Source organism: Methylomonas sp. 11b (assembly GCF_000515215.1).
In the GTDB taxonomy this organism is placed as follows: domain Bacteria; phylum Pseudomonadota; class Gammaproteobacteria; order Methylococcales; family Methylomonadaceae; genus Methylomonas.
This window is the reverse complement of the sequence record NZ_KI911557.1, coordinates 1,202,761-1,223,821: the sequence shown is the minus strand read 5'-3', so window position 1 is coordinate 1,223,821 and position 21,061 is coordinate 1,202,761. Positions and strand designations below refer to the sequence as shown.

The following is a 21,061-nucleotide window of genomic DNA, read 5'->3' as shown; positions in this document are numbered from 1 at the left end:
TTTGTCATACGCCTGTCACGTTGGCTTTCTAATCTTCTCCCTGTTGTCCCGCATACCGGGGCGTGCTTAAACCAATAAGACTTTAAACCGCTATGAGCAATAAAAAACAGCAAGGCTTTACCCTGATCGAAGTGATGATCGTGGTAGTAATTTTGGGCATTTTGGCGTCTATCGTCGTGCCGAAAATCATGGGCAGACCGGATGAAGCCCGCGCCACTCGCACCTTGCAAGACATCAGAGCCATCAGCGCCGCGCTGGATCTGTATCGCCTGGATAACTTCAGCTATCCGACCACCGACCAGGGCCTGGAAGCCCTGGTACACAAGCCGACCAATCTGCCGCAAGGCGCGCATTGGAAGCAGGGCGGTTATCTGGATCAACTTCCGGCCGACGCCTGGGGCAAACCGTATTTTTACATGCAGCCCGGCGCGCACGGCGAATTTGATTTGTATTCCTTCGGGGCCGACGGCGTGGAAGGTGGCAGCGAAGCCGGCGCGGATATCACCAATTGGGCGCAAAAATAAGTCAGCTTGAGGGCTTGCAGATTCGCGGCTTTACGCTGATCGAGCTATTGATTGCGATGGTCCTGATCGGCTTGATGAGCAGCATGGCGATGCTGGCGATGGGCAATGCCGATCACAGCAAGCAGCAACAATTGGAAATTCAGCGGCTGGCAAAATTGCTGGAGCTGGCTGAGCAGGAAGCGATGATACGCGGCGAAAGCATAGGTCTGGAGTTGGTCGGTCAAGGGTATAGGTTTCTGTCGCCGACCCAAGGCAAGTGGCGGCCGGAGAATACTGATGCGGTCTTCAGACAGCGGGATTTGCCAGCCGGTATGACTTTGGCGTTGACCCTGGACGAAAAGCCTGTGTACCTGACTAAGCACTTTGGCAGCAAGGTGCATCCCGAGCCGCAGATTGTATTTACGCCGGACGGGGCCGCGGATGCGTTCCAAATTGCGTTGGATTTAGCAAAAAGCGATCTCCGGTTTTGGCTGAGCAATATGGCGGACGAGGGCTTAGCGGTTTCCAGCGTCGCCATCAAGCCATGAAATATTCCGGTAACGGCGGCTTCACGCTGTTGGAAGTGCTGATTGCTTTGGCTTTGTTAGCCATCCTGATGGCCGGTTTGATCAAAATTACCGCCGACAACACCAAGAATCTTTGGTATCTGGAAAACAAAACGATAGCCGCGACGATAGCCGCGAACCATACGGTGCAATTGCGCCTGGCTACCGAAAAACCGGAAAACCAGGATGGCTGGGACACGATGGCCGGTCGGCGTTGGTATTGGCAGGCCAAGCGCGGTGTAACGCCGAGTATCGGCGGCAGGGTCTGGGATTATCGGATAGAAGTGTTTTTGGAAGGCGACAAGTCGCCTTATGCCGGATTGCTTAGTTATGTTCCGAGCGGCCATGAATAATAGCGCCAGTCGCGGCTTCACCTTGCTGGAAATCCTGATCGCGATGGCCGTGTTCGCGATCATGGCGGCGATGGCCTACGCCGGCTTGAGTGCGGTGCTGGATGCCAGAGCCGGCACCGAAAAGCGCTCGGACAGCATCGCCGCGCTGCAGCAAACCCTGTATTTGCTGAACGAAGATCTGGCTCAAGCCTTGCCGCGCTCGGTGCGGGACGAATTCGGCAGCGAACAGCCGGCGTTTTCCGGCGGTAATGGCGAAGACTTGCTGACCTTGACGCGTAGCGTGTCGGAATGGTCGGCGTTGGCGATGCACAGCCAATTGCAACGTATCAGTTATCGTCTGGAAAACGGCTGCTTGTATCGGCAGGTTTGGACAGTGCTGGATCGTACTCAGCAGACGCAATTTCGCCGGAAAAAGCTGTTGAACGTCGCGGCGCTTGATTTGCGGTTTTACGGCAGCGACTGGACTACGCATTGGCCGGCTGGCGGCACTGGCTTACCCAAAGCGGTGGAAGCGAATTTTAACTTGGCCGGCTTGGGTGACATTCAGCGGCTGTTTATGGTGCGGGAATGAGGTCGCTACATCAGGCGCAATCCGGGATCGCGTTGATCACCGTCATGTTGATACTGGCTATCGCTACCGTTGCCGTGGTGTCGATGTCCAGCGCGCGGCAGTTGGATATTCGCCGCACCGAAAATCAGCTGCGTAGCGCGCAAGCCTGGGAATACGTGTACGGCTTGGAAAGTTGGGCCATCGGCCGGCTGGCTGCCGACGCCACGGCCGGTAAAGTAGATGGTTTGGCTGGAGATTGGTCCATACCGTTGGCAAGGACAAACGTCGTCGGCGGCACGATGCAAGCGCAGATTGAGGATTTGCAGGGCCGGATTAATCTGAACAACGTATTGGTGGAGGGCAAAATTTCCAAGGACGATATCAAGCGCCTGGAACGCTTGCTGGCCATTCTAAAACTGAAAACCGAGCTGGTGCAGGCGATTGCCGATTGGGTTGATGCGGATATGGATGTCAGCTATCCGCACGGCGCGGAAGACGAAACCTACACTCGCAAAAAGCCGGCTTATCGCGCCGCTAACCGGCAATTTGCCGATGTCAGCGAGTTGCTGTTGGTACAAGGCATGACGCGCGAGACCTATCTGAAATTGCTGCCTTATGTCTACGCGGTGGAGGGTTACGCGCCGCTGAATGTCAATACCGCCAGTGCCACCGTGTTGCGTTGCTTGGCGGACGGCATCAGCGCCGATCAGGCGGAATCCATGTTCAGAGCCCGAGGCAAGCCTTTCGCAAAAGTCGCCGAATTTTTAAAGGATGAAACGGTTGCCGACACCGGCATCGGTAAATATGGCTTGGGTGTCAGTTCGCAAAACTTTTTATTACAAGGGCAAATCGATATGGGCAAAACCCATTTGCAGTTTGAGTCGCAATTGCAGCGCGATAGTGGTGGCGCGCAAGTGGTGAAGCGCCAGCGCCAGGGCTTGGCGCATGGCTGAAAAACTGCTGGTCAGATTAGGTGCCGAATCTGCCGATAAACTGGAATGGTTGAATCTTGCCGAGCCTGATAGTCGGCCGACATCCGGCTCGATGATGGAGTTGGCAGCGGCTGCGCAGGGTAAGTCTGTACTACTGTTATTGCCGGCCGCTTCGGTGCTATTGCTGGAAATCGAGCTGGCAGTTAAAACCACTGCGCAACTGAAAAAAGCCTTGCCGTTTGCGTTGGAAGACCTACTGGCCGAGGACGTGGAAAATTATCATCTGGTTTGGTTAAAGCAGGACCGGGATAAACTCGCCGCGGCGGCGATTACGCACGACACATTAGCGGCGCGGCTTACTCCGTTTCGCGAAGCCGGTTTAGCTCTGGCAGCTGCGTATCCGGAAACCTTATGCCTGCCGTATCAGCCTGGACAAACGACTTTGTTGCTCGAAGAAAGCAACGCAATTTTGCGCAGCGCTGCCTATTTGGGCGGCGGCGTGGATGCGCAATTTCTGCCGCAACTGCTGGAAAAAGCCTGTGCCGAAGGTGTCGATTGCCAGACTTTACTGATATGCAAACACAGCGAAGACACCCAGCTGCCGGATGGTTTGGCAAATAACGGTTTGGAAACAGTCATAGCCAAGCCTTTGCAATTCATGGCGAGCGCCGTCGAGTCATTGCCAGCCGAGCTGAATTTGTTGAGCGGTGCTTATGCCGTCAGTCATCGTCCAAAAGGCCTCTGGCAACAGTGGCTACCGGCGGCAATAATTCTGTGCGTGGCACTGGCGGTGCAGAGCTACGCTTTACTACATACCTATTGGCAACAACAAGCCGAACTAAGCGAGTTGGAAGCGAAAAGCCAAGAGCTGTTCAAACAAACTTTTCCCGATGTGAAACGCATCGTCAATGTCAAAGCTCAGGCCGAGCAACAGCTGGCGCAGCTCAGAAAACAACAGGCTTTTGCCGGTAGCGGCTTCATGCGCTTGATCTACCGTTCCGGATTGGTGTTGAAAGACGCGCCGGCCGTACACTTGAAAAAGCTCAATTTCCTGAACGGCGGTTTGCAGTTACATCTGCTTGCCGACGACATCGGCCAACTGGAGCAATTCAAACAGCAGTTGCAAAGCACGGTGCAAGTCAAAATTCAATCCGCCGACAGCGGCGCAAACGGCGTGGAGGCGCAACTTGAGATTCGCGAAAAATGACATGGCGAAGCGTTTTGCCGAATTAACGCCCAGAGAGCGAGTGCTGGCGCTGGGTGGTGTACTGGTCGTGCTGATGTATGGCGCATACCTGCTGTTTTACCAACCAATTGCTGAACAAAGCCGCTTGCTGACCCTAAAAATCCAGGCGCAACAGCAAATCTATACCTACTTACAACAAGTCGGTAACGAAGCTGCGGCTTTGCGGCAACAGGCTACGGTTGATGCACCGGCATTGGATGGCGCTAATCAATCGCCGCTGGCGGTAGTCGATTTCAGCAGCCAGCAGCTGGAGATAAAACCGGCGATCAAACACCTGTCGCCGGAAGGCGAGGACAAAGTCAGCGTCTGGCTGGAACATCTGGCTTTCGACCAACTGATGTCCTGGTTGGCAATTTTGGAAACCAAACACCGTTTGCAGGTACTGCAAATCGATGTTGAAAAACCGGCCGATGCTGATGGTATCGTCAATGCCAAGGTCTTACTGGGTGTTGTTTAGTCTGCTCAGGTATCGTCGCTCCCGCGCAGGCGGGAGCCCAGTTGCCGCAGCCGATTTGCTGCGCGGTCCCAAGGCGTCCAGTTTCCCGTGAATGCCCAGTCCAGAATTCATTGATAGCTTCAAACTTGCCTTCCATGGCACTGGATGCCCGCTCTTGTGCCCTGTGGGTAACCCCGCGGGCATCACGGACTTCTTGGGTTTAGCTGAAGTAGCTCAATAGTCAGGATGCGCCTTGCCGTCCACAGCTCACGACAATTCATGCCTGGACCACGTCCCACTGCTATTAAGTTAAGAGCGGATGGTTCTATCTCCCCTCATCCCAACCTTCTCCTGGAGGGAGAAGGGGATTCTTCCTTCGCTCAATGGCAGTGAGGCAATGCCCGCAAAAAGAATCTTAAATTTCATAGCTACCGCCCGCGCCCGATCATCCGCTGAATTTTCGTGTTAGCGGTCGGCTTTGTAATACAGATGTATTACATGTCACGTGAATTTAACAATGCTGTAACCGAAAAGCCGCTATTGCTCTGGAATAATCCGCGTCAAGTTGAAGGGTCGAGGATCGGCAGTTCAGCAAGGATTCAGGAGCAACTAGGGAACACGGACGGCACGGACAAGGAGCGGCTAAGGAAGAGGATAGGGAGGAGGCTAAGGGGGAAATGGTAGCGGGGGCAACAAAAGCGGCGCTGTCAGGATGTTAGATAGCGTCGAGTACGATCTAAAGCGTGTAAAAGCCAAACTCGTTGTGAAGCGGGGACGGAAAGTCACAGGTCTTGCAGGTCAAGACGGCTGGGCTGTCACCTTATGTCATTAATCGAAATTTAAACATGAGGTTTTAAAAATGAAATTGTCTAAAAAATTGTTGGCAGTTGCAGTATTGGCGGCGGCCGCTTCAGGCGCCGCGGAAGCGCGTATCCAAGCTATCGGTGATGCAACAGCAGACGGTAGCGAGTTTTTGTTCAACCTGGTTGACTACACAGCGAAAACTTCATTTACACTGGATTTGGGTATCACTGTTGAGCAATTTCTGGCTAACCCTAGCCAATCATTGTCTTTCTCACTGAGCGACAACAACTTTCAATCATTCGCTGCTGCTTACACTGCCGGCAACGACGTTGCTTGGGGAGTTTCTGGTGGTCATGGGATCCTGGCTGACCTGACTGACCTGCCTAAATTTGGTTTCTACACAACGTCAGTAGTTCCTTCTCCTGCCGTCATCGATAGCAATGCAGGCGACATTGGTAATACTATGAGTAAATGGAACGTTATGGTTGGTTCTGTTCAAACTCAAGATGCCAATTCTAACAATCTGAGCACCTTCAGAACTGTTGGCCAACAAGGTTATACAGCTGTTTACGGTAACGATTTCCAAACTGCTTTGCCATTTGCCGCCCAAGGTCAGTTAGGCAATGCTTTGGCGTTCGTTCATGAAAAAGTCAATGCCGACGATTTCGATACTGGAGAATTGGAAACTTTCCCAGGTACATGGAATTTTTCATTTAGCGGTAACGTGGGTTCTTTGACCTATACCGCTGCACCCGCTGCTGTGCCACTGCCTGCCGCAGTTTGGATGTTCGGCGCCGGCTTGATGGGCGTACTGCGCGCCACTCGTCGTAAATCATTGGCGGTTTAATCCCGCAAACGTCTTGAGCCGGCCGGATTCTGCTTTGCTGGTTCCCCCTTCATGAACGGGTCGGCTCAAACTTTAAATTCAATCAATTGAGAGATATACAATGAAAAAGCAATTATTGTCTGCTGCTATCGCAGTGGCTTCTCTGGCAGGTTTCTCGCAAGGTGCATCCGCACATGCGCCAAGCGTCACGCCGGATATCGAAATCTTTATGTCCGGCGCTAGCGCGCAAGACAAAGCCCTGGCGGCATTGTTTGTTAATTTGTGCGACGCCGGTACTTTGGATGTATTTAAAGACAACGGTACAGCGGGTTCCGAAGGTAAAAACCATAGTGCTTATTTCTGCACACTGAACTCTACTAACGTACCCGGCCTGACCGTCAACGGTGCTGCCGCAACCACGGCTAAAGTATTGTTCCACAAACGTTCTGCCGGCGGTTCTGCGCAAGGTGTTAACCCGCTGATCGACGGCGTGGCGATTGCTGCTATGCGTATTGACAACGGTAACTGCACCCAACAAGGCGCGACCAACACTTGGTTTTGCAACGCCAGCGGCGCTAACCTGACCAACGTGCTGTCCGATGCCGGTATTTCCGATGTCGAGCCAAAATTGTTCGTCGGTCCTAACAAACCTTCAAACGCTAGCGAAGTTGATCCAGTTAAAGCAGATGCCGCACTTAACGTGGTGCCAGCAGCGGCCTTGGTATTTGGTGTGCCGGTTTCCGATAACTTGTATGTGGCTTTGCAAAGAGCGCAAAACCTGCTGGCCGGTTTTGGCGGCAGCTGCGCACCTGGCGATTACACCGAAGCCTGTATGCCGAGCTTGAGCAAACAACAAGTGGCTGAATTGATCTCCGGTCAAATCAAAAGATGGTCCGAGTTTAAAGTAAACGGCACTGCCTTAACCAGCTTGACTGCCGGTTTGACTTACACCGATTCCGACGGCACTGTCAGAAACGTTACCCCTAACGATACCAAAGTGCATTTTTGCAAACGTATCGACGGTTCCGGTACCGGCGCGCAACAATACGTCAAATTCCTGAACAACCCTTGCAGTTCTGCCGGTTTGTCACCTGATTGGCCTGGTTCTCCATTGGCGGGCCCCGTGAAACATGAAGTTAGCGGTTCGGGTGATATGGAATTGTGCTTGGAAGACTTTGCCGATGGTGAAACTGCTTCTAAACAAATCACCACTACCAACCCTGACGTGTTCAACACTGCGGTTAACACTGCCGGTAACAGAGGCTGGGCCATCGGTCACCAAAGTTTGGAAAACAACGCCACGCATGCCAAGCATTACCGCTTTATCAAAGTGGACGGTGTAGCACCAACTCTGGAACAAGCTTTCAGAGGCAAATACATGGATTGGGTTGAGCAAACCTTCCAATGGCGTAAAGCTATCAGCGCCGATAAATCCACTGTTATCGCTAAAATCGCTGCCGACGCGGCCGCACCAACCATTTTGGCTACCGAGTTGAACATTAGTTTCGTTCACCCATTCGGTCAATCAGGTTATTTGGCTATCGGTAACGGCAACAACTTTACCGACACGTTCAATGTCAATTCACCTGTTATGCCTTACTCGCACGCGGTAGCGGGTTCTTTGAGCAACTGCCAAGTGCCGGTTATCAAAAACTCTACCAACACCAGCAAACCGATGTAATCAGCGTGTAACAAACCTTTAGTGTAATAGCTAGAGGTTCGCGCAAGGATGCGCATTGAATACAAACAGCCTTCGCTTGCGGAGGCTGTCTTTTTTTGCGATGGGTGAAATGAAACAACATTTGTTTTTAGGCTCGGTCCGTTTCGGTTTGGCGGCTGTGTTATTGACGGCTAGTGCGCTGGTTTGCGCGGAAGAAGCCGGCAATCAATTCGATTTACTGGAGCTGCGCCTGAAAGGCAGCACTTTATTGGACCGGAAATTGGTAGAACGCTGCGTCTACCGGTTTTTAGGCCCGAAAAAAACCATCGATACCGTGGAAGAAGCGCGTAGCGCACTGGAAGAGCTGTATCGCAGCAAAGGTTATCAAACTGTCTCTGTGGATATTCCCGAGCAAAACGTGGTGGGCGGCGTGGTGTATTTACAGGTGACGGAAGGCAAGGTATCGCGTTTGCGAGTCACCGATTCCCGTTACTTCTCGCTGGGCGCTATCAAAGCCAAAGTACCCGAGCTGGCGGAAGGTAATGTGCCCAATTTACCGAAAATGCAGGAGCAGCTGACCGCATTGGCCGGCGAGAGCGAGGACAGGAGCGTAGTACCGGTGCTGCGGGCCGGTGAAACGCCGGGTACGCTGGAAGTGGATCTCAAAGTTAAAGACGAATTGCCCTTGCACGGCAAAGTGGAAGTCAATTCCCGCAATACGCAGAACACCAGTCGGTTACGGACTTTGGTGTCATTGCGTTATGACAATCTTTGGCAAAAATTTCATAGCGCGTCGTTCATGTATCAAACCTCCCCGGAAAATCCGGACGAAGTGGAAGTGTTGGTTGGTAGTTATGTGCTGCCTATCATCGACGACGACAAGCGCCTAGCTTTATACGCTGTCAGTTCGTCTTCTACGTCGCAAATTGCCAGTGCCGGCGCCTTATCGGTGATCGGTACCGGTGATATTTACGGCGCGCGTTTTGTGTCGCCGCTGAAGACGCTAAACAATTACACGCACACGGCGACGCTGGGCGTAGATTACAAAGACTTTAAGGAAGATTTGAATTTATTAGGTTCGGATACCTTAAAAACCCCTATCAGTTATTTGCCGTTCATGGCCCAGTACAGCGGTAATTTGCGCGATGCCGAGTCTTTGTTGTCTTTCAATGTCGGGGTCAACTTTGCGATACGCGGCTTGGGCAGCGATGAGCAGCAGTTTGCCGACAAGCGCTTTTTAGCCAGATCCAATTTTATCTATCTGAGTGGTGGTATGGACTATCGGCATAACTTGCCGTGGGGTATGGAAGTGGCGGCGCGCATGTCCGGACAGATCACCGATTCGCCGCTGATCAGTAACGAGCAATTTTCGATGGGCGGTTTTCAAACCGTGCGCGGCTATTTGGAAACTAATGCGCTATCCGATGACGGCGTGACCGCCTCGCTGGAATGGTATAGCCCACGGCTGGTGCCGGACGCATGGGACGAGTTCGACAAAATGCGGGCACTGGTGTTTGTCGATGCCGGCAAAGGCTGGATTGTCGACGCCTTACCGGGTAACGCCAACGAAATGGCACTGGCCAGCACCGGGGTGGGTTTACGTTTCGATATGTTCAAGCATGTGCAAGGCGAGTTTGATTTCGGCATTCCGTTGCTGGACCAAGGCACTGTCAGGCGCGGCGAGAACAGGGTGGACTTTAGGATTGCAACACAATTTTAGGGTGCGGCGGCTGAATGGTTGCGGAAGACGGGAGCGAATTAACTGGTGTCTTTGGGTTATTCGCTCCGGTCTTTTGTTACTTAAGAGGAACTCGAAAAACGCGTCATTTCCGCGTATGCGGGAGCCGCAGACTGCGCTGCAAATCCGGTTTGTGATTTTCAACGCCCCTCATTTTTCAGGGGCGACCACTAAGTAATATTATTATTTCTGCCTTACTAATTATTTATTATGAATATTACATATTTGTTACAAATCTATTTTCTGTAATAAATATGTAATATTTTATATTGCCTTGATACTACTTTTGTACAGTTATTATGAGGCTGTTTTAAATTAGTATTTACTCCGAATTAAATGGTTATTTAGGCAGTTAAAAGTTATTTGTATTTATTCACCGCGAAGCACAACAATCCCTCTCCAGCGGGAGAGGGCAGGGTGAGGGGGGGTGAAAACGAGGCAACTTACCGTTTTATTTAAATATTGCTAAACCCGTTGCGAAGCGGGGGCGGAAAGCCGCGGGTCTTGTCAGTCAAGACAGCCGGGTTGCCAACCGATTTTTTATGCGGTTGTTTCTTCGATTGGCACAGGCGATATTATGACTAATAGACAACAGCACCAGCATGACGACGCGGTATTTTTCAGATTAAATCCCATTGCGGCTTGCGTAAAGTCGGCAGTCGCCGGCAGTATGCTGATCGCTTTTGTCTCGCCGGTCTGCGCCGAATTACCGGTGCCCAGCGCGGTCTGGGCCAGCATGGGCGGCGCCAACCGTTCCGTAGTCGGTAATAATATGACCATTAATCAGGAAACCGACCGGGTTATTCTGAATTGGGATAAGTTTAATGTCAGCGCCGACAGTTCCGTCGAGTTCAAACAGCCCAGCGCCAGCGCCATCGCCCTAAACAAAATCGTCGATCCCAGCAAAAATCCCAGCCAGATTTTGGGCTCGGTAACCGCCAACGGCCAGATATATCTGGTCAATAAAAACGGTTTCGTGTTCGGTAGGGATTCCGTGGTCAATGCCCGTGGGCTGGTGGCTTCGACGATGGATGTCAGTTTCGAAAAAACCTTTGATAAGGAAACCATAGGTACTGTCTCCAAGGATGGTCGCGCCGCTTTTCAAGGCTCCGGCGATTTTTATCAAAAAAACGGTGACGGTAGTTTCAAGCTGGATGCCGACGGTCAGAAAGTCCCCATCGAGATCAAAGTGGAAAGCGGGGCGCGTATCAAGTCCAGCGAGGGCGGCCGCATCCTGGTGATTGCCCCGAGCATCATGAACAAAGGCGATGTGGAATCGCCCGGCGGTCAGGTAATCATGGCGGCGGCGACCGACAAAGTGTATTTGCAGGAAGCGCCAACAGCTGATGATAGGACTAATAACGACGTGCGCGGCTTGCTAGTGGAAGTCGAGACCGGCGGTAGAGTGGAAAACTTGGGTAACATCGCCGCCAATCGCGGTAACGTCACCTTGATGGGCTTTGCCGTCAAGCAAAGCGGCAAGGTATCCGCAACCACCTCCACCAACGTCAACGGCACGATCCGCCTGTTGGCGCGGGAAGGTTTTACTACCAAAACCGAAGGCGGCGAGACTGTTATCACCGCGAAAGCCACCACCCGCACCGCGGATAAAGGCGATGGTTTGGGCCGTTCCGCACAAGTGACTTTGGGCGCGGGAAGTACCACCGAGATTCTGCCCGAGGTGGAATACATCGAGGAAACCCAAACCCTGGAGTCCGGCGAAACCGTCAAGGTGTTGGTGGAGAAAACCGCTGTACCCGGTCAGGTGCAGCCGCAATCTCGGGTCGAGATTATGGCTGATAAGGTGCATTTACAGGCTGGGTCGGAAATTAACGCGCCTTCGGGGAAGGTATCAATTACCGCGACTAAATCGCCGTTAAATCCGGTTGCCGACAACAGCCTAAAAAACGATAGCCGGATCCTGATCGATGCCGGCGCGAAAATCGATGTGTCCGGAACAGATAAAGTCATCCGCACCATGGAAAGCAATGTCTTGGAAGTGGAGCTGCGCAACTTTGAATTGAAAGACGCGCCGTTGCAAAAGACTGGCATATTAAAAGGTAAGACCGTCCTGGTGGACATCCGAGAAGGTACGCCGCTAACTGATATTGCGCCCACCGTGGCAGGGATTGGCCGCACGGTTGCCGAACGTATGGTTAACGGCGGCGAGATCGCGCTTAACTCCGAAGGCGATGTCATCCTGGAAAAAGGCGCGGTTCTGGACTTTTCCGGTGGCGAGATTACCTATCTGGATGGCTTTATTACCACCAGTAAGCTGCTAGCCAATGGCCGCTTGGTCGATATTAGCGAAGCCGATCCTTTGGTGCCTTACGAGGCGATTTACGGCGAGGTGGTGAAAAAATATCAAAAATGGGGCATCACCAAAGTCTGGAAAATCGACGGTCCATTCACGCTGGCGCGTTTCGAGCCGGGTTATGTCGAAGGTCAGGACGCGGGCAGCTTAATGGTCAGAGCTAACAACGCGATTTTAGACGGCGAACTGCTGGGTAAAACCACCAACGGCAGGCGGCAGCGGACGCTGGCCGAGCAAGCCAAGGGCAGCCGTCTGACGGTAGATACCGCGTTTACCCAGAGTAATGCGCAGGCATTGATTTTCTCCGCTGGCGTGCAAAACAGCATTGATTTGGATATCGACGACGTGTTCCCGGTCGGAAATGACGGCTTGGCCATGGCTTTGGCCGTGGATGCCAACAAGCTCATCGACGGCGGCGTGCATACTGCGGTGTTTAAAACCAACGGTAACATCAGCGTCGCCGACAATGCGACCCTGCGCTTGGTCGCCGGCGGCAATCTGACGTTACAAGGCGGCGCGGTTGACGTGCGCGGCAATATCGTCGGTGCCGGGGCCACGGTAAAGCTGGAAACCGCCGAAACCAACGCGGCGGGATTGCAAGGCGAGATTAACCTGGCTTCCGGGGCGACAATCGATTTGCGCGGGGAATGGATTAACGATTTCGCCCAGCCGGAAAATCTTGACGGCAAGACGGTGGCCATAGACGGCGGTACTTTTATTGCCAAGGCCAAGGGTAACGGAGGCGGCGTGAATTTGCGGGCCGGCAGTTTGATCGACATCAGCGCCGGCGCCTGGTTGCACGAAGACCGTACGCTGGAAGCCGGTAAGGCGCAAAGAACCACAGGCAAGGGCGATACCTTGCAAGAGGGCGGCATTGTGTTGGTCGCCGAACCTGCCATAGACAACGCCGGCGCTAACGTGCTGATGGAAGGCGTTATGCACGCCTATGCCATGCAACAAGGCGGCGGCTTTACCGTAAAAGCCAACGCGGTAGCCATTCGTCGGGAAGAAACCCCGAGCAGAGGCGATGGCGGCGTGCAGCCTTTGCAAATTGCCACTGCGTTTTTCGGTGAAGGCGGCTTTGCCGAGTTCGATATCGGCGCAAATCTGAACGGATTGACGGTGGAAGACGGCGCCAATATTGAGCTGCGCCAACAGAACAGAGTACTAAACAACACCTATCTGGAACAGGCCAACGCCGACGGTATCGAAGCATTCTCGGATTTGACGACGTTGTTGCCGGAACTGCGCGCACCCAGCAAATTGACCTTGCGAGCCGATCATGCCGCCGGGATTAATGCCAACAGCAATTTGCTGGTGGCTGCTACCGCAACGATTAACGCCGACGATTTAAGCAGCGTTACGCTGGAGTCCGATTCGTCCCTGGTGCTGGATGGCCGGATCGTCGCGCATGGCGGTACCGTGGCTCTGGATATTATTCCCGATCAAAGTGAGGTCGATCCGCAGTACCAGCAGAATCAAGGCATCTGGCTGGGCAGCACTGCCCGCATCGATGTGTCCGGCGGCAGTCAAATTACCGTGGACGGCTTGGGCCGGCGTATCGGTCAGGTTTTTGACGGCGGCAAGGTGGTCGTCAATGCGCAACGCGGCTTTTTTGCCTCCCAGGCCGGCTCTTTGATCGATGTATCCGGTAGCCAAGACATCCTGGATTTACCGGTTAATAGTCCCGCGGCGATAGGTGCGAGTTTTGCTGCTACCCTAGTAGGTTCGCATGCCGGCAGTATCAATATTACCGCCGCCGAAGGCGCGTTTCTGGACGGCGATATGCAAGCCGCCGGCGGCGCTGCGCCCGGCACCTCCGGCGGTAAATTGTCGGTGTTTCTTAACGTAGATAATCGTGCCGATCCGGATGCAGAAAACTCCATCTTTCCGCGCGCCCCGCGCATTTTAAAAATCTCCCAGGAACGGAATGTACCGTTTTCCGCTGCTTTTTCTAAACCGGGCGATTCATTACCCAAGAAAGATTCGCCCGGTGATCGGCTGACCGGCATTGGCTATCTGGCCGCTGAGCAGATTAGCGAGGGCGGTTTTAGCTCTGTGGATCTGGCTGTATCCGGAGAGAAGGGTGAGATTCGTTTTACAGGCGATGTCGATCTGCAACTGAATAACGCTATTGCTTTGGATGCGGTCAATTTCGGTTGGGAGCGGAACACCGCCGCAGATACCGGTAATGTGCAAATCAGCGCTACCACCGCGACTTTGGGGTCGGATAGCTATCGCGCACCGATAGTAAAAACCAGCAACGGCGATGGCCGATTGGCGGTTAATGCCGATTTGATCGATTTGGTCGGTGGCTCGGTAACGACCGGTTTTAATACGGTTGATCTTGCCGCCGACGACGATATTCGCCTGAAAGGGATACGGATCGACAGTAAGGAACTGGATTTTGTCGGCGAATTTAAAACCTTTTCCAAGCTTAATTTAACTGCGGCGCAGGTTTATCCCACCTCCTTGACCGAGTTTACCTTGGCGGTCACCGGCGATCCGAATGGCACGGTGACTTTCAACAAAAGCGGTAAGGCCGCGCCGGTGCTGTCCGCCTTGGGCAGTTTGACCGTGCAGGGGCCGAATATCGTCCAAAACGGCGTGCTGACCGCGCCCTTGGGCGAGATCGTTTTGGAGGCGACAAAATCGGTGACCTTCGGCGCCGACAGCATGACGTCGGTTTCGGCCAAGGGGCAAATCATCCCGCTGGGCGTCACCCAGGGCGGCCTGGAATGGCTGCTGCCCTTGGCCGGCACCGGCAACAATCTTAACGTGGTCAACCCCGATCTGAAACCGGCTGAAACGGATAAAAAGCGGGTGTTTGAAAGCCCCGAGAAGAAAATAACCGTTAAAGCCGCGCAAATCCTTCGGGAAGACGGTGCTTTGGTGGATTTATCCGGCGGCGGCGATTTATTGGGGTTTGAGTTCATTCCAGGCGACGGCGGTTCGCTGGATGTGCTGGCTTCTGATCAACGTTTTGCGGTAGTGCCGGGTATATCCGGTTATTCGCCGTTCGACCCCAAATCGTTTCCCGAATCAGGTTTGAAGACTGGCGATAGCATTTACGTCGGTGCCGGTAGCGGCCTTGCCGCCGGCTACTATGCCTTACTGCCGGCTCGTTACGCCTTATTGCCGGATGCATTTTTGGTGTCGCCGGTCGCCGGCAGCGCCAATGCAATTCCCGGCACCAGTAGAACCCGGATCGATGGCGCTGCTGTCGTTACCGGCTACCGGAGCGTTGCCGGAACAGACATCCGCGATCAGTATTGGTCCGAGTATGTGGTCGAAGCCGGCAGCATTGCTAAAACGCGTAGCGAATACAACATCAGCTCGGCCAACCAATTTTTCGCGGATAGAGCGGTAAATAAAGAACTGGCGATTCCGCGTCTGCCGCAAGATGCCGGGCAATTGGTGCTAAACGCCAAAACCCGTCTGGAGCTACCCACCGTGGTGGCCGATGTGGTCGAGGGCGGACGTGGCGGCTTGGTAGACATCGTGGCGGATAAATTGGCCTTGGGCACAACCGCCGCAACCGACGATGTTGAATTGTTGGTTAGCGACCTGGATAAGTTTAGAGTGGATAGCTTGTTGCTGGGGGCGGTTAGAAGCTTTGACGCCGCGACCGGCCACACCAAGCTGGATGTCATCGCCAAGTCGGTGACGGTAGCCCAAAACACGACCTTGAAAGCACCGGAGGCCTTGCTGGCCGCCAGCGAAACCGTCACGCTTGAACAGGGGGCCAAAATCGAAGCCAGCGGCGCGGTTGCGGATACCGATAGCGATACGGCGCTTGAGGTGAACGGCGACGGCGCATTGCTGCGCGCATCGGCGGGCAAACAGGCAACGATCAACCGAACCGGCGCCAAGGGCTTGAAAGGCGATCTAAACATAAGTGCCAGCGCGGTCATTTCGGCCGGCGCGGGTTCGGTGGCGCTGGACTCGACACGGCGGACCAAAATGGCCGGCGAATTAAATCTGGCCGGCGGTTCCTTGTATCTCGGCGCGGAAACTATCAACCTCGGCGAGACCGCCGGCGTATCGACTGGCCTGTCGCTGGATAATACTCAGCTCGCACACTTGACTGTTAACGAGTTGGTGTTGAGCAGCCGGGGTATGGTCAATTTGTACGGCGAGTTATTGCAAACCGATGCCCTTGGTCAGCCTTTTCAATTCGGCGATTTACGCATTGATGCCTTGGGTCTGGCCGGTAAAGCCAATGTCGGGAAAACCCTGTCTTTGAATGCGAAAACCCTGAGTATTGCCAATAGCAAGTCTACGGGCAGTGTTTTGGCGGGCGACGGCAGCGGGGTATTGAATGTCAATGTGCAACAGCTGCTGTTGGACCAAGGTAAATTCCAGCTGTCGGGATTTGCCGCAGTCAATGTTAATGCCGGCGAGCGTATGTTGGGCAAGGGTGACAGCACCTTAACCGCATTGACTGACTTGAGCGTGAATACGCCGTTTGTCAGTGCCGAGAATGGCGCTAAAACCATCATCAATGCCAGCGGTCATGGCTTGTCTCTCACGGGCGGTAGCCAGACGCTAACTGCCGGTACCCAAGGCATAGCCGCGCAATTATTGTTGGAAGCCGATAGCATTGGTTTGAACACGGCCTTGTTGTATCAAACGGGTAATGTGGCCTTGAATGCCTTGCAGGGTAATGTGACTTTGGGCGGTAATGCATTGATCGATGTGTCCGGCGCGGTGGCTTATGCCGGTCTGAGCAAGCCGGTGAATCTGTCCGGTGGCAAAATCGGTCTGAGTTCTCAGCATGGCAATATTAGCGCTGAAGCGGGCAGCAAGCTGCTGTTAAACGCCAGTAACGCCGAGATGCTTGCCGGTTTACTGTCCGCGCAAGCCGGCGCCGGCCAGGTGCAATTCAACGGTTTTATCGATGCTCATGGCGTTGGCAAGGCAAACGGTGGCCGAGTCGCCATCGATACCGGTAGTTTGAGCGCCGGCGGCTTTAGTGCTTTGAATACGGTGTTTACCGCCGCTGGGTTTAGCGGTGCTGTCGAACTGAGAACGCGTAGCGGCGATATCGTGGTTGACGCCGGGCAAACCGTGAATGCAAATGCCATCAATCTATTCGCCGATACCGGCAATATCAGCGTCGATGGCACCCTGGATGCGTCCGGGGCGAATGGCGGTTCGGTAACGCTGGCAGCCGAAGATCTGCTGACGCTGAATAGCTCGGCGCTGATTCTGGCGAACGCGCAAGCGGCGAATGGCAACGGCGGCAAGGTCAGTTTGTCGTCTCTCGATGGGTCCGCAGCAGATGGCGCCGGCATTGAGATCCAGCCCGGCGCGCGCATCAACGTCGCAGCGGCTGGAGCCGGTGCGGCGGGCGAGGTGTATTTACGTGCCGACCGCGACGATACCGACGGCGACGGTCTGGCGGACATTAACGTCAAAGCCATCGCCGCCGGTACTATCGTTGGCGATACCGACGTCACCGTTGAAGGCGCGCGTATTTATAACAATAGCCGTATCGCTTCCGCCGAGCAACAGGCGATGCATAACGATAATCTGGCCTATATGAGCGATTTGGCGGCGGCCAATGTCGCTAACAGCCGCTTCGGCGCCGGCTTTACCATTATCCCCGGCGTAGAAGTTCGCAGCAGCGGCAATTTGACCATCGCCGAGACCTGGGATTTGGGAAAACTCGATAGCGGAGAAGCCTGGCGTTATGGCGCGAATAACGATCTGGTTGGGGTGTTAACGCTTAGAGCGAAAGGCAATTTGTTAATCAATGCCAATTTGAGCGACGGCTTTTCCACCGGCGTTTTGAATTCCGCAAGTTTTGGAGCTATCAACGTCAGCGATTATTTGCAAACCGGTGCTTCATGGAGTTACCAGCTGATCGGCGGCGCCGATTTGGGTTCCGCCAATGCGATGACAGTGCTGGCCTCTGCCAGTCTGTTGACCAGCGCCGGCAGCGGCGACGTCAGTTTAGCCAATGATGTCAGCGTGCGGACCGGCACCGGCGATATTGATATTCGCGCGGCTCGCGACTTGGTCTACGGTAATGCAAGCTCTTCAATCTACACGGCGGGCCGCGCGGATGCCGACGACGCCAAACGCTGGGGTAGTGGCGGGCCGGATTTAGCCGCGCTGTTCTATGCCGAATATCCCGTGGATGGCGGCGATATCAGCATTCAGGTTGGGCGCGATATCGATGCCAAACCTAGTGCGCAGTTGCTCAGCGATGCGTTGGTACGTACCGGCGATTGGTCCAACAGCAATCAACACAGTACGGAATTTGATTCGGAACGTCCGACAGCCTGGGGCGTGGCCTTGGGTATTAGCGATTCAAGTGGCTTTTCTCGTCAGCATCAGCAAAGCGTAACCGCCTTCGGCGGCGGTAATGTCCGCATCAGCGCGGGCGGAAATGTCGAAGACTTGTCGGTGATGATCCCTACCACCGGTAAACAGGTAGGTGAACGGGATACGCCGGTGGCGGATGCCACTGTTATCACGTTTAAGACCAATGTGGTCGAAGTGAACGGCGGTGGTAATCTGCAATTGCAGGCGGGTGGGGATATCGCCGGCGGCGTGTTTTATGTGGATGGCGGGGCGGCGGATATTTATGCGCACGGATCGCTGAAAGCCGGCACCAACAATGGGCTGAATCCGATACTGGCTTTGGGCGATGCGCAGTTTAATGTAGTCGCCGGCAAGTCCATGGCCCTGGAAGCGATTGTCGATCCGATGTTCGTGACCTTGCCGGATTCGGTCGATTTGATCAATGGCTCGTCGAATCGGTTTTTCCGCTACAGTACTGACAGCAAGGTGACATTGACCACGCTTTCTGGCGACCTTGGCCTGGAAAACGACATCGCCAGTTTGAAGAAGGCCACCAATACCAATATTTCCGAAGGCTTTTTGGTTTATCCCGCCGGCCTGCATGCCTACGCACTGAACGGCAATATTGCCGTGGACAAGAGCTTCACCTTGTACCCATCGGCGCAGGGTGACTTGGAGTTATTTGCGGCTGAGAATTTAACCGGTAAGGGTAATCCGCGGATTATTTTGAGCGATGCGGAACCAGCGGCATTACCTAGCGCCGCATTGCCCTTCGTCGGGTCTTCCTTAACCGACTTGGACAATGTGCTGAAGGTTCTGGATATTCAGCAACCGCAATCGCCCACCGCGATACATGCCAGCACGCCGCTGCACGCCAATGACCCGAATCCGGTGTTGATTAGCACCGGCAGCGGCAACATTGGCCGTATCGATGATGACATCGTATTCGTATTAGCCAAGCCCGCCGAGGTTAGCGCTGGTCAGGATATTGTCCGCGCCACGTTCAATATTCAACATAACAACGCCGACGCTGTCAGTATCTTTAATGCCGGCCGGGATATTCGTTACACGATTAATATTCACCCCGATACCGGCAATATCATCGAAGCCGATCAAGGTATAGACGTGGCCGGTCCCGGACAATTAACCGCGCTGGCGGGCCGGGATGTGAATTTGGGATCGTCCATCGGCATTACATCTTCGGGCGATCAATCAAACGCCGCGCTGGCGGATGACGGTGCCAACATTACCGTGATTGCCGGTTTGGCTGGCGGTGCGCTGAACAGCAATGGTTTTGCCGAAGGGTTTATGCTCAACTCGGGTAAATACGTCCTGGAAAATCAGCGCTACCTGAATTTGTTCGTGCAGGAAATGCGCAGCATCACCGGCGACTCTTCGTTAAGCGTCGATTCGGCCAAACTGGCATTAAACGGTCTGTCGACGGTGGATAGGGCGCGGCTGGACAGCAAGCTGTTAAGCGTTGTGCAAAGCGTGTTTTTGCAGGAGGTAAAAGCCAATGCAAGCACGCTGGCCAAAGCCACTACCAAACAGGCTCAGGATCTGGCCGAACTAAAACTGCTGGCTACCATCGAGTCGCTGTTCCCCGGTACCACCTTATTGGCGGGTAATAGCGATTACCGCATTGACGCTGCGAACGGCATTGTAATCAACGCCGATACCAGTGCCAGCAATATCTTGAACAATCTGAATGCCGTGTTACAGCAAAAAATCGAAGCGGAGTTGGCACGGCAGGGTAAAACCTTTGCCAGTGCAAGCGACCGCGAGAAAGACGACGCCCGCGAACTGGTTAGGCCCAAGCTGGGCAATATTTCGCTGTTCTTGAGTTCGATACAAACCAAGGACGGCGGCGATGCCAATCTGTTTACTCCCAATGGCGGCATTACCGTGGGTTTGGCGACCGCCGATATTGGTTTGGCAAAGGAAGATGACGAGTTGGGCGTGATCGTCAAAAAGCAGGGCGAGGCCAATCTGCTGGCCCGCAACGATATCGATGTGAACATTCAGCGCGTGGTGACTTTGGGTAACGGCAATATTACCGGCGGTTCCACTGAGGGCGATGTCGATGCCGGTCGTAGCGCGCAAACCGCATTGGCGGCTCCGCCGCTTAAAGTCAGTTACGATGCGGCGGGTATGCCGGTACTGGAAGTATCGCCGGTGTTGCAAGGTGGCGGTATCAGAACGGTGGGAGCAGGGGATGTGTTGTTGTTTGCACCGCGCGGCATCATCGACGCCGGTGAGGCGGGTATCAGAGGCAATAATGTCACTCTAATAGGAACCGCCATTGTCGGTGCGGATAATATTGATATTGGTGGCTCTGCCGTGGGTGTGCCAGTCGCTGCGACCGGCAGTGTCGCGGCCGGGTTGACCGGCGTCAGCAACGTGGCGGCTGCGGTCGGCAAATCGCTGGATAGTACCGGCAGCGTCGGCAAGGAAGCTGCCGAAAAACTGGCTAAGGCAGCGACCAACACCTTGGGCATCTTGAGCGTGGATATTTTGGGTTTTGGTGAATAGCCTGCTGTCTTGCCATTCAGGCTGAAAATGGCCGAATTGCCCGCTGTGTTCGCGGCGGGCAATGGGTTTGCCGCCTTTCGCGGCCCCCCCGGCCCTATATCACCGGTATTTCGTTCGAGCTGAGCTCGTCAAAGCCCAGAGTGGTGTGCCCTTCGACAGGCTAAGTACCCGCAAAGACATTTAGGCGAACAGTATTTAAGGTCCGGCTTAATAATATTTTTTCCAGTTTTTTCGATACTTTACCGCTCGTCATAATCATGTAAAAAAACGTTGGGATAATCCAGTTTAT

The 21,061-nt window shown here is 54.0% G+C and carries 11 protein-coding genes and 2 riboswitches; all 11 genes read left to right on the top strand.

What is annotated here, in order from left to right; translation table 11 throughout:
* Positions 1-92: 92 nt before the first annotated feature.
* The 11 genes from gspG to METH11B_RS0105610 all read left to right on the top strand — a co-directional run bounded on the left by gspG (position 93) and on the right by METH11B_RS0105610 (position 20,772).
* On the top strand, positions 93-524 hold the full coding sequence (gene gspG, locus METH11B_RS0105665; RefSeq protein WP_026601192.1) for a type II secretion system major pseudopilin GspG: 432 nt from the start codon (positions 93-95) through the stop codon (positions 522-524).
* Positions 509-1,051: a type II secretion system minor pseudopilin GspH gene (gspH, locus tag METH11B_RS0105660; protein WP_026601191.1), complete on the top strand. Its 543-nt coding sequence runs from the start codon at positions 509-511 to the stop codon at positions 1,049-1,051. Before gspG ends, gspH begins: the two co-directional genes overlap by 16 nt.
* Positions 1,048-1,422, top strand: coding sequence for a type II secretion system minor pseudopilin GspI (gspI, locus tag METH11B_RS0105655; protein WP_026601190.1), 375 nt, complete (start codon positions 1,048-1,050; stop codon positions 1,420-1,422). Before gspH ends, gspI begins: the two co-directional genes overlap by 4 nt.
* Positions 1,415-1,993 carry a type II secretion system minor pseudopilin GspJ gene (gene gspJ, locus METH11B_RS0105650; RefSeq protein ID WP_026601189.1) on the top strand — a complete coding sequence of 193 codons (579 nt, stop codon included), beginning with the start codon at positions 1,415-1,417 and terminating at the stop codon, positions 1,991-1,993. Before gspI ends, gspJ begins: the two co-directional genes overlap by 8 nt.
* The gene (gspK, locus tag METH11B_RS0105645) at positions 1,990-2,925 is read left to right on the top strand and encodes a type II secretion system minor pseudopilin GspK (RefSeq protein ID WP_026601188.1); all 936 of its coding nucleotides are present in this window, start codon (positions 1,990-1,992) and stop codon (positions 2,923-2,925) included. The genes gspJ and gspK overlap by 4 nt, the downstream gene beginning before the upstream one ends.
* Positions 2,918-4,111 carry a type II secretion system protein GspL gene (gene gspL, locus METH11B_RS0105640; protein WP_026601187.1) on the top strand — a complete coding sequence of 398 codons (1,194 nt, stop codon included), beginning with the start codon at positions 2,918-2,920 and terminating at the stop codon, positions 4,109-4,111. Before gspK ends, gspL begins: the two co-directional genes overlap by 8 nt.
* Position 4,112: 1 nt before the next feature.
* The gene (gspM, locus tag METH11B_RS0105635; protein WP_026601186.1) at positions 4,113-4,607 is read left to right on the top strand and encodes a type II secretion system protein GspM; all 495 of its coding nucleotides are present in this window, start codon (positions 4,113-4,115) and stop codon (positions 4,605-4,607) included.
* A gap of 720 nt (positions 4,608-5,327) precedes the next feature.
* Positions 5,328-5,406, top strand: a riboswitch (cyclic di-GMP riboswitch).
* A 39-nt stretch (positions 5,407-5,445) separates the two neighbouring features.
* Entirely contained in the window at positions 5,446-6,237 is a 792-nt protein-coding gene (locus tag METH11B_RS0105625; protein ID WP_020482307.1) for a hypothetical protein, read from the top strand.
* A 100-nt stretch (positions 6,238-6,337) separates the two neighbouring features.
* Positions 6,338-7,897 (top strand): hypothetical protein, encoded by a 1,560-nt coding sequence (locus METH11B_RS0105620; protein WP_026601185.1) that lies wholly within the window; start codon positions 6,338-6,340, stop codon positions 7,895-7,897.
* Positions 7,898-8,006: 109 nt separating this feature from the next.
* Complete coding sequence (locus METH11B_RS0105615; protein ID WP_152428810.1) at positions 8,007-9,596, top strand: ShlB/FhaC/HecB family hemolysin secretion/activation protein; 1,590 nt, start codon at positions 8,007-8,009, stop codon at positions 9,594-9,596.
* Between the two features lie 472 nt (positions 9,597-10,068).
* Positions 10,069-10,147: riboswitch (cyclic di-GMP riboswitch) on the top strand.
* 44 nt (positions 10,148-10,191) lie between these two features.
* Complete coding sequence (locus METH11B_RS0105610) at positions 10,192-20,772, top strand: filamentous haemagglutinin family protein (protein ID WP_026601184.1); 10,581 nt, start codon at positions 10,192-10,194, stop codon at positions 20,770-20,772.
* Positions 20,773-21,061: the final 289 nt, after the last annotated feature.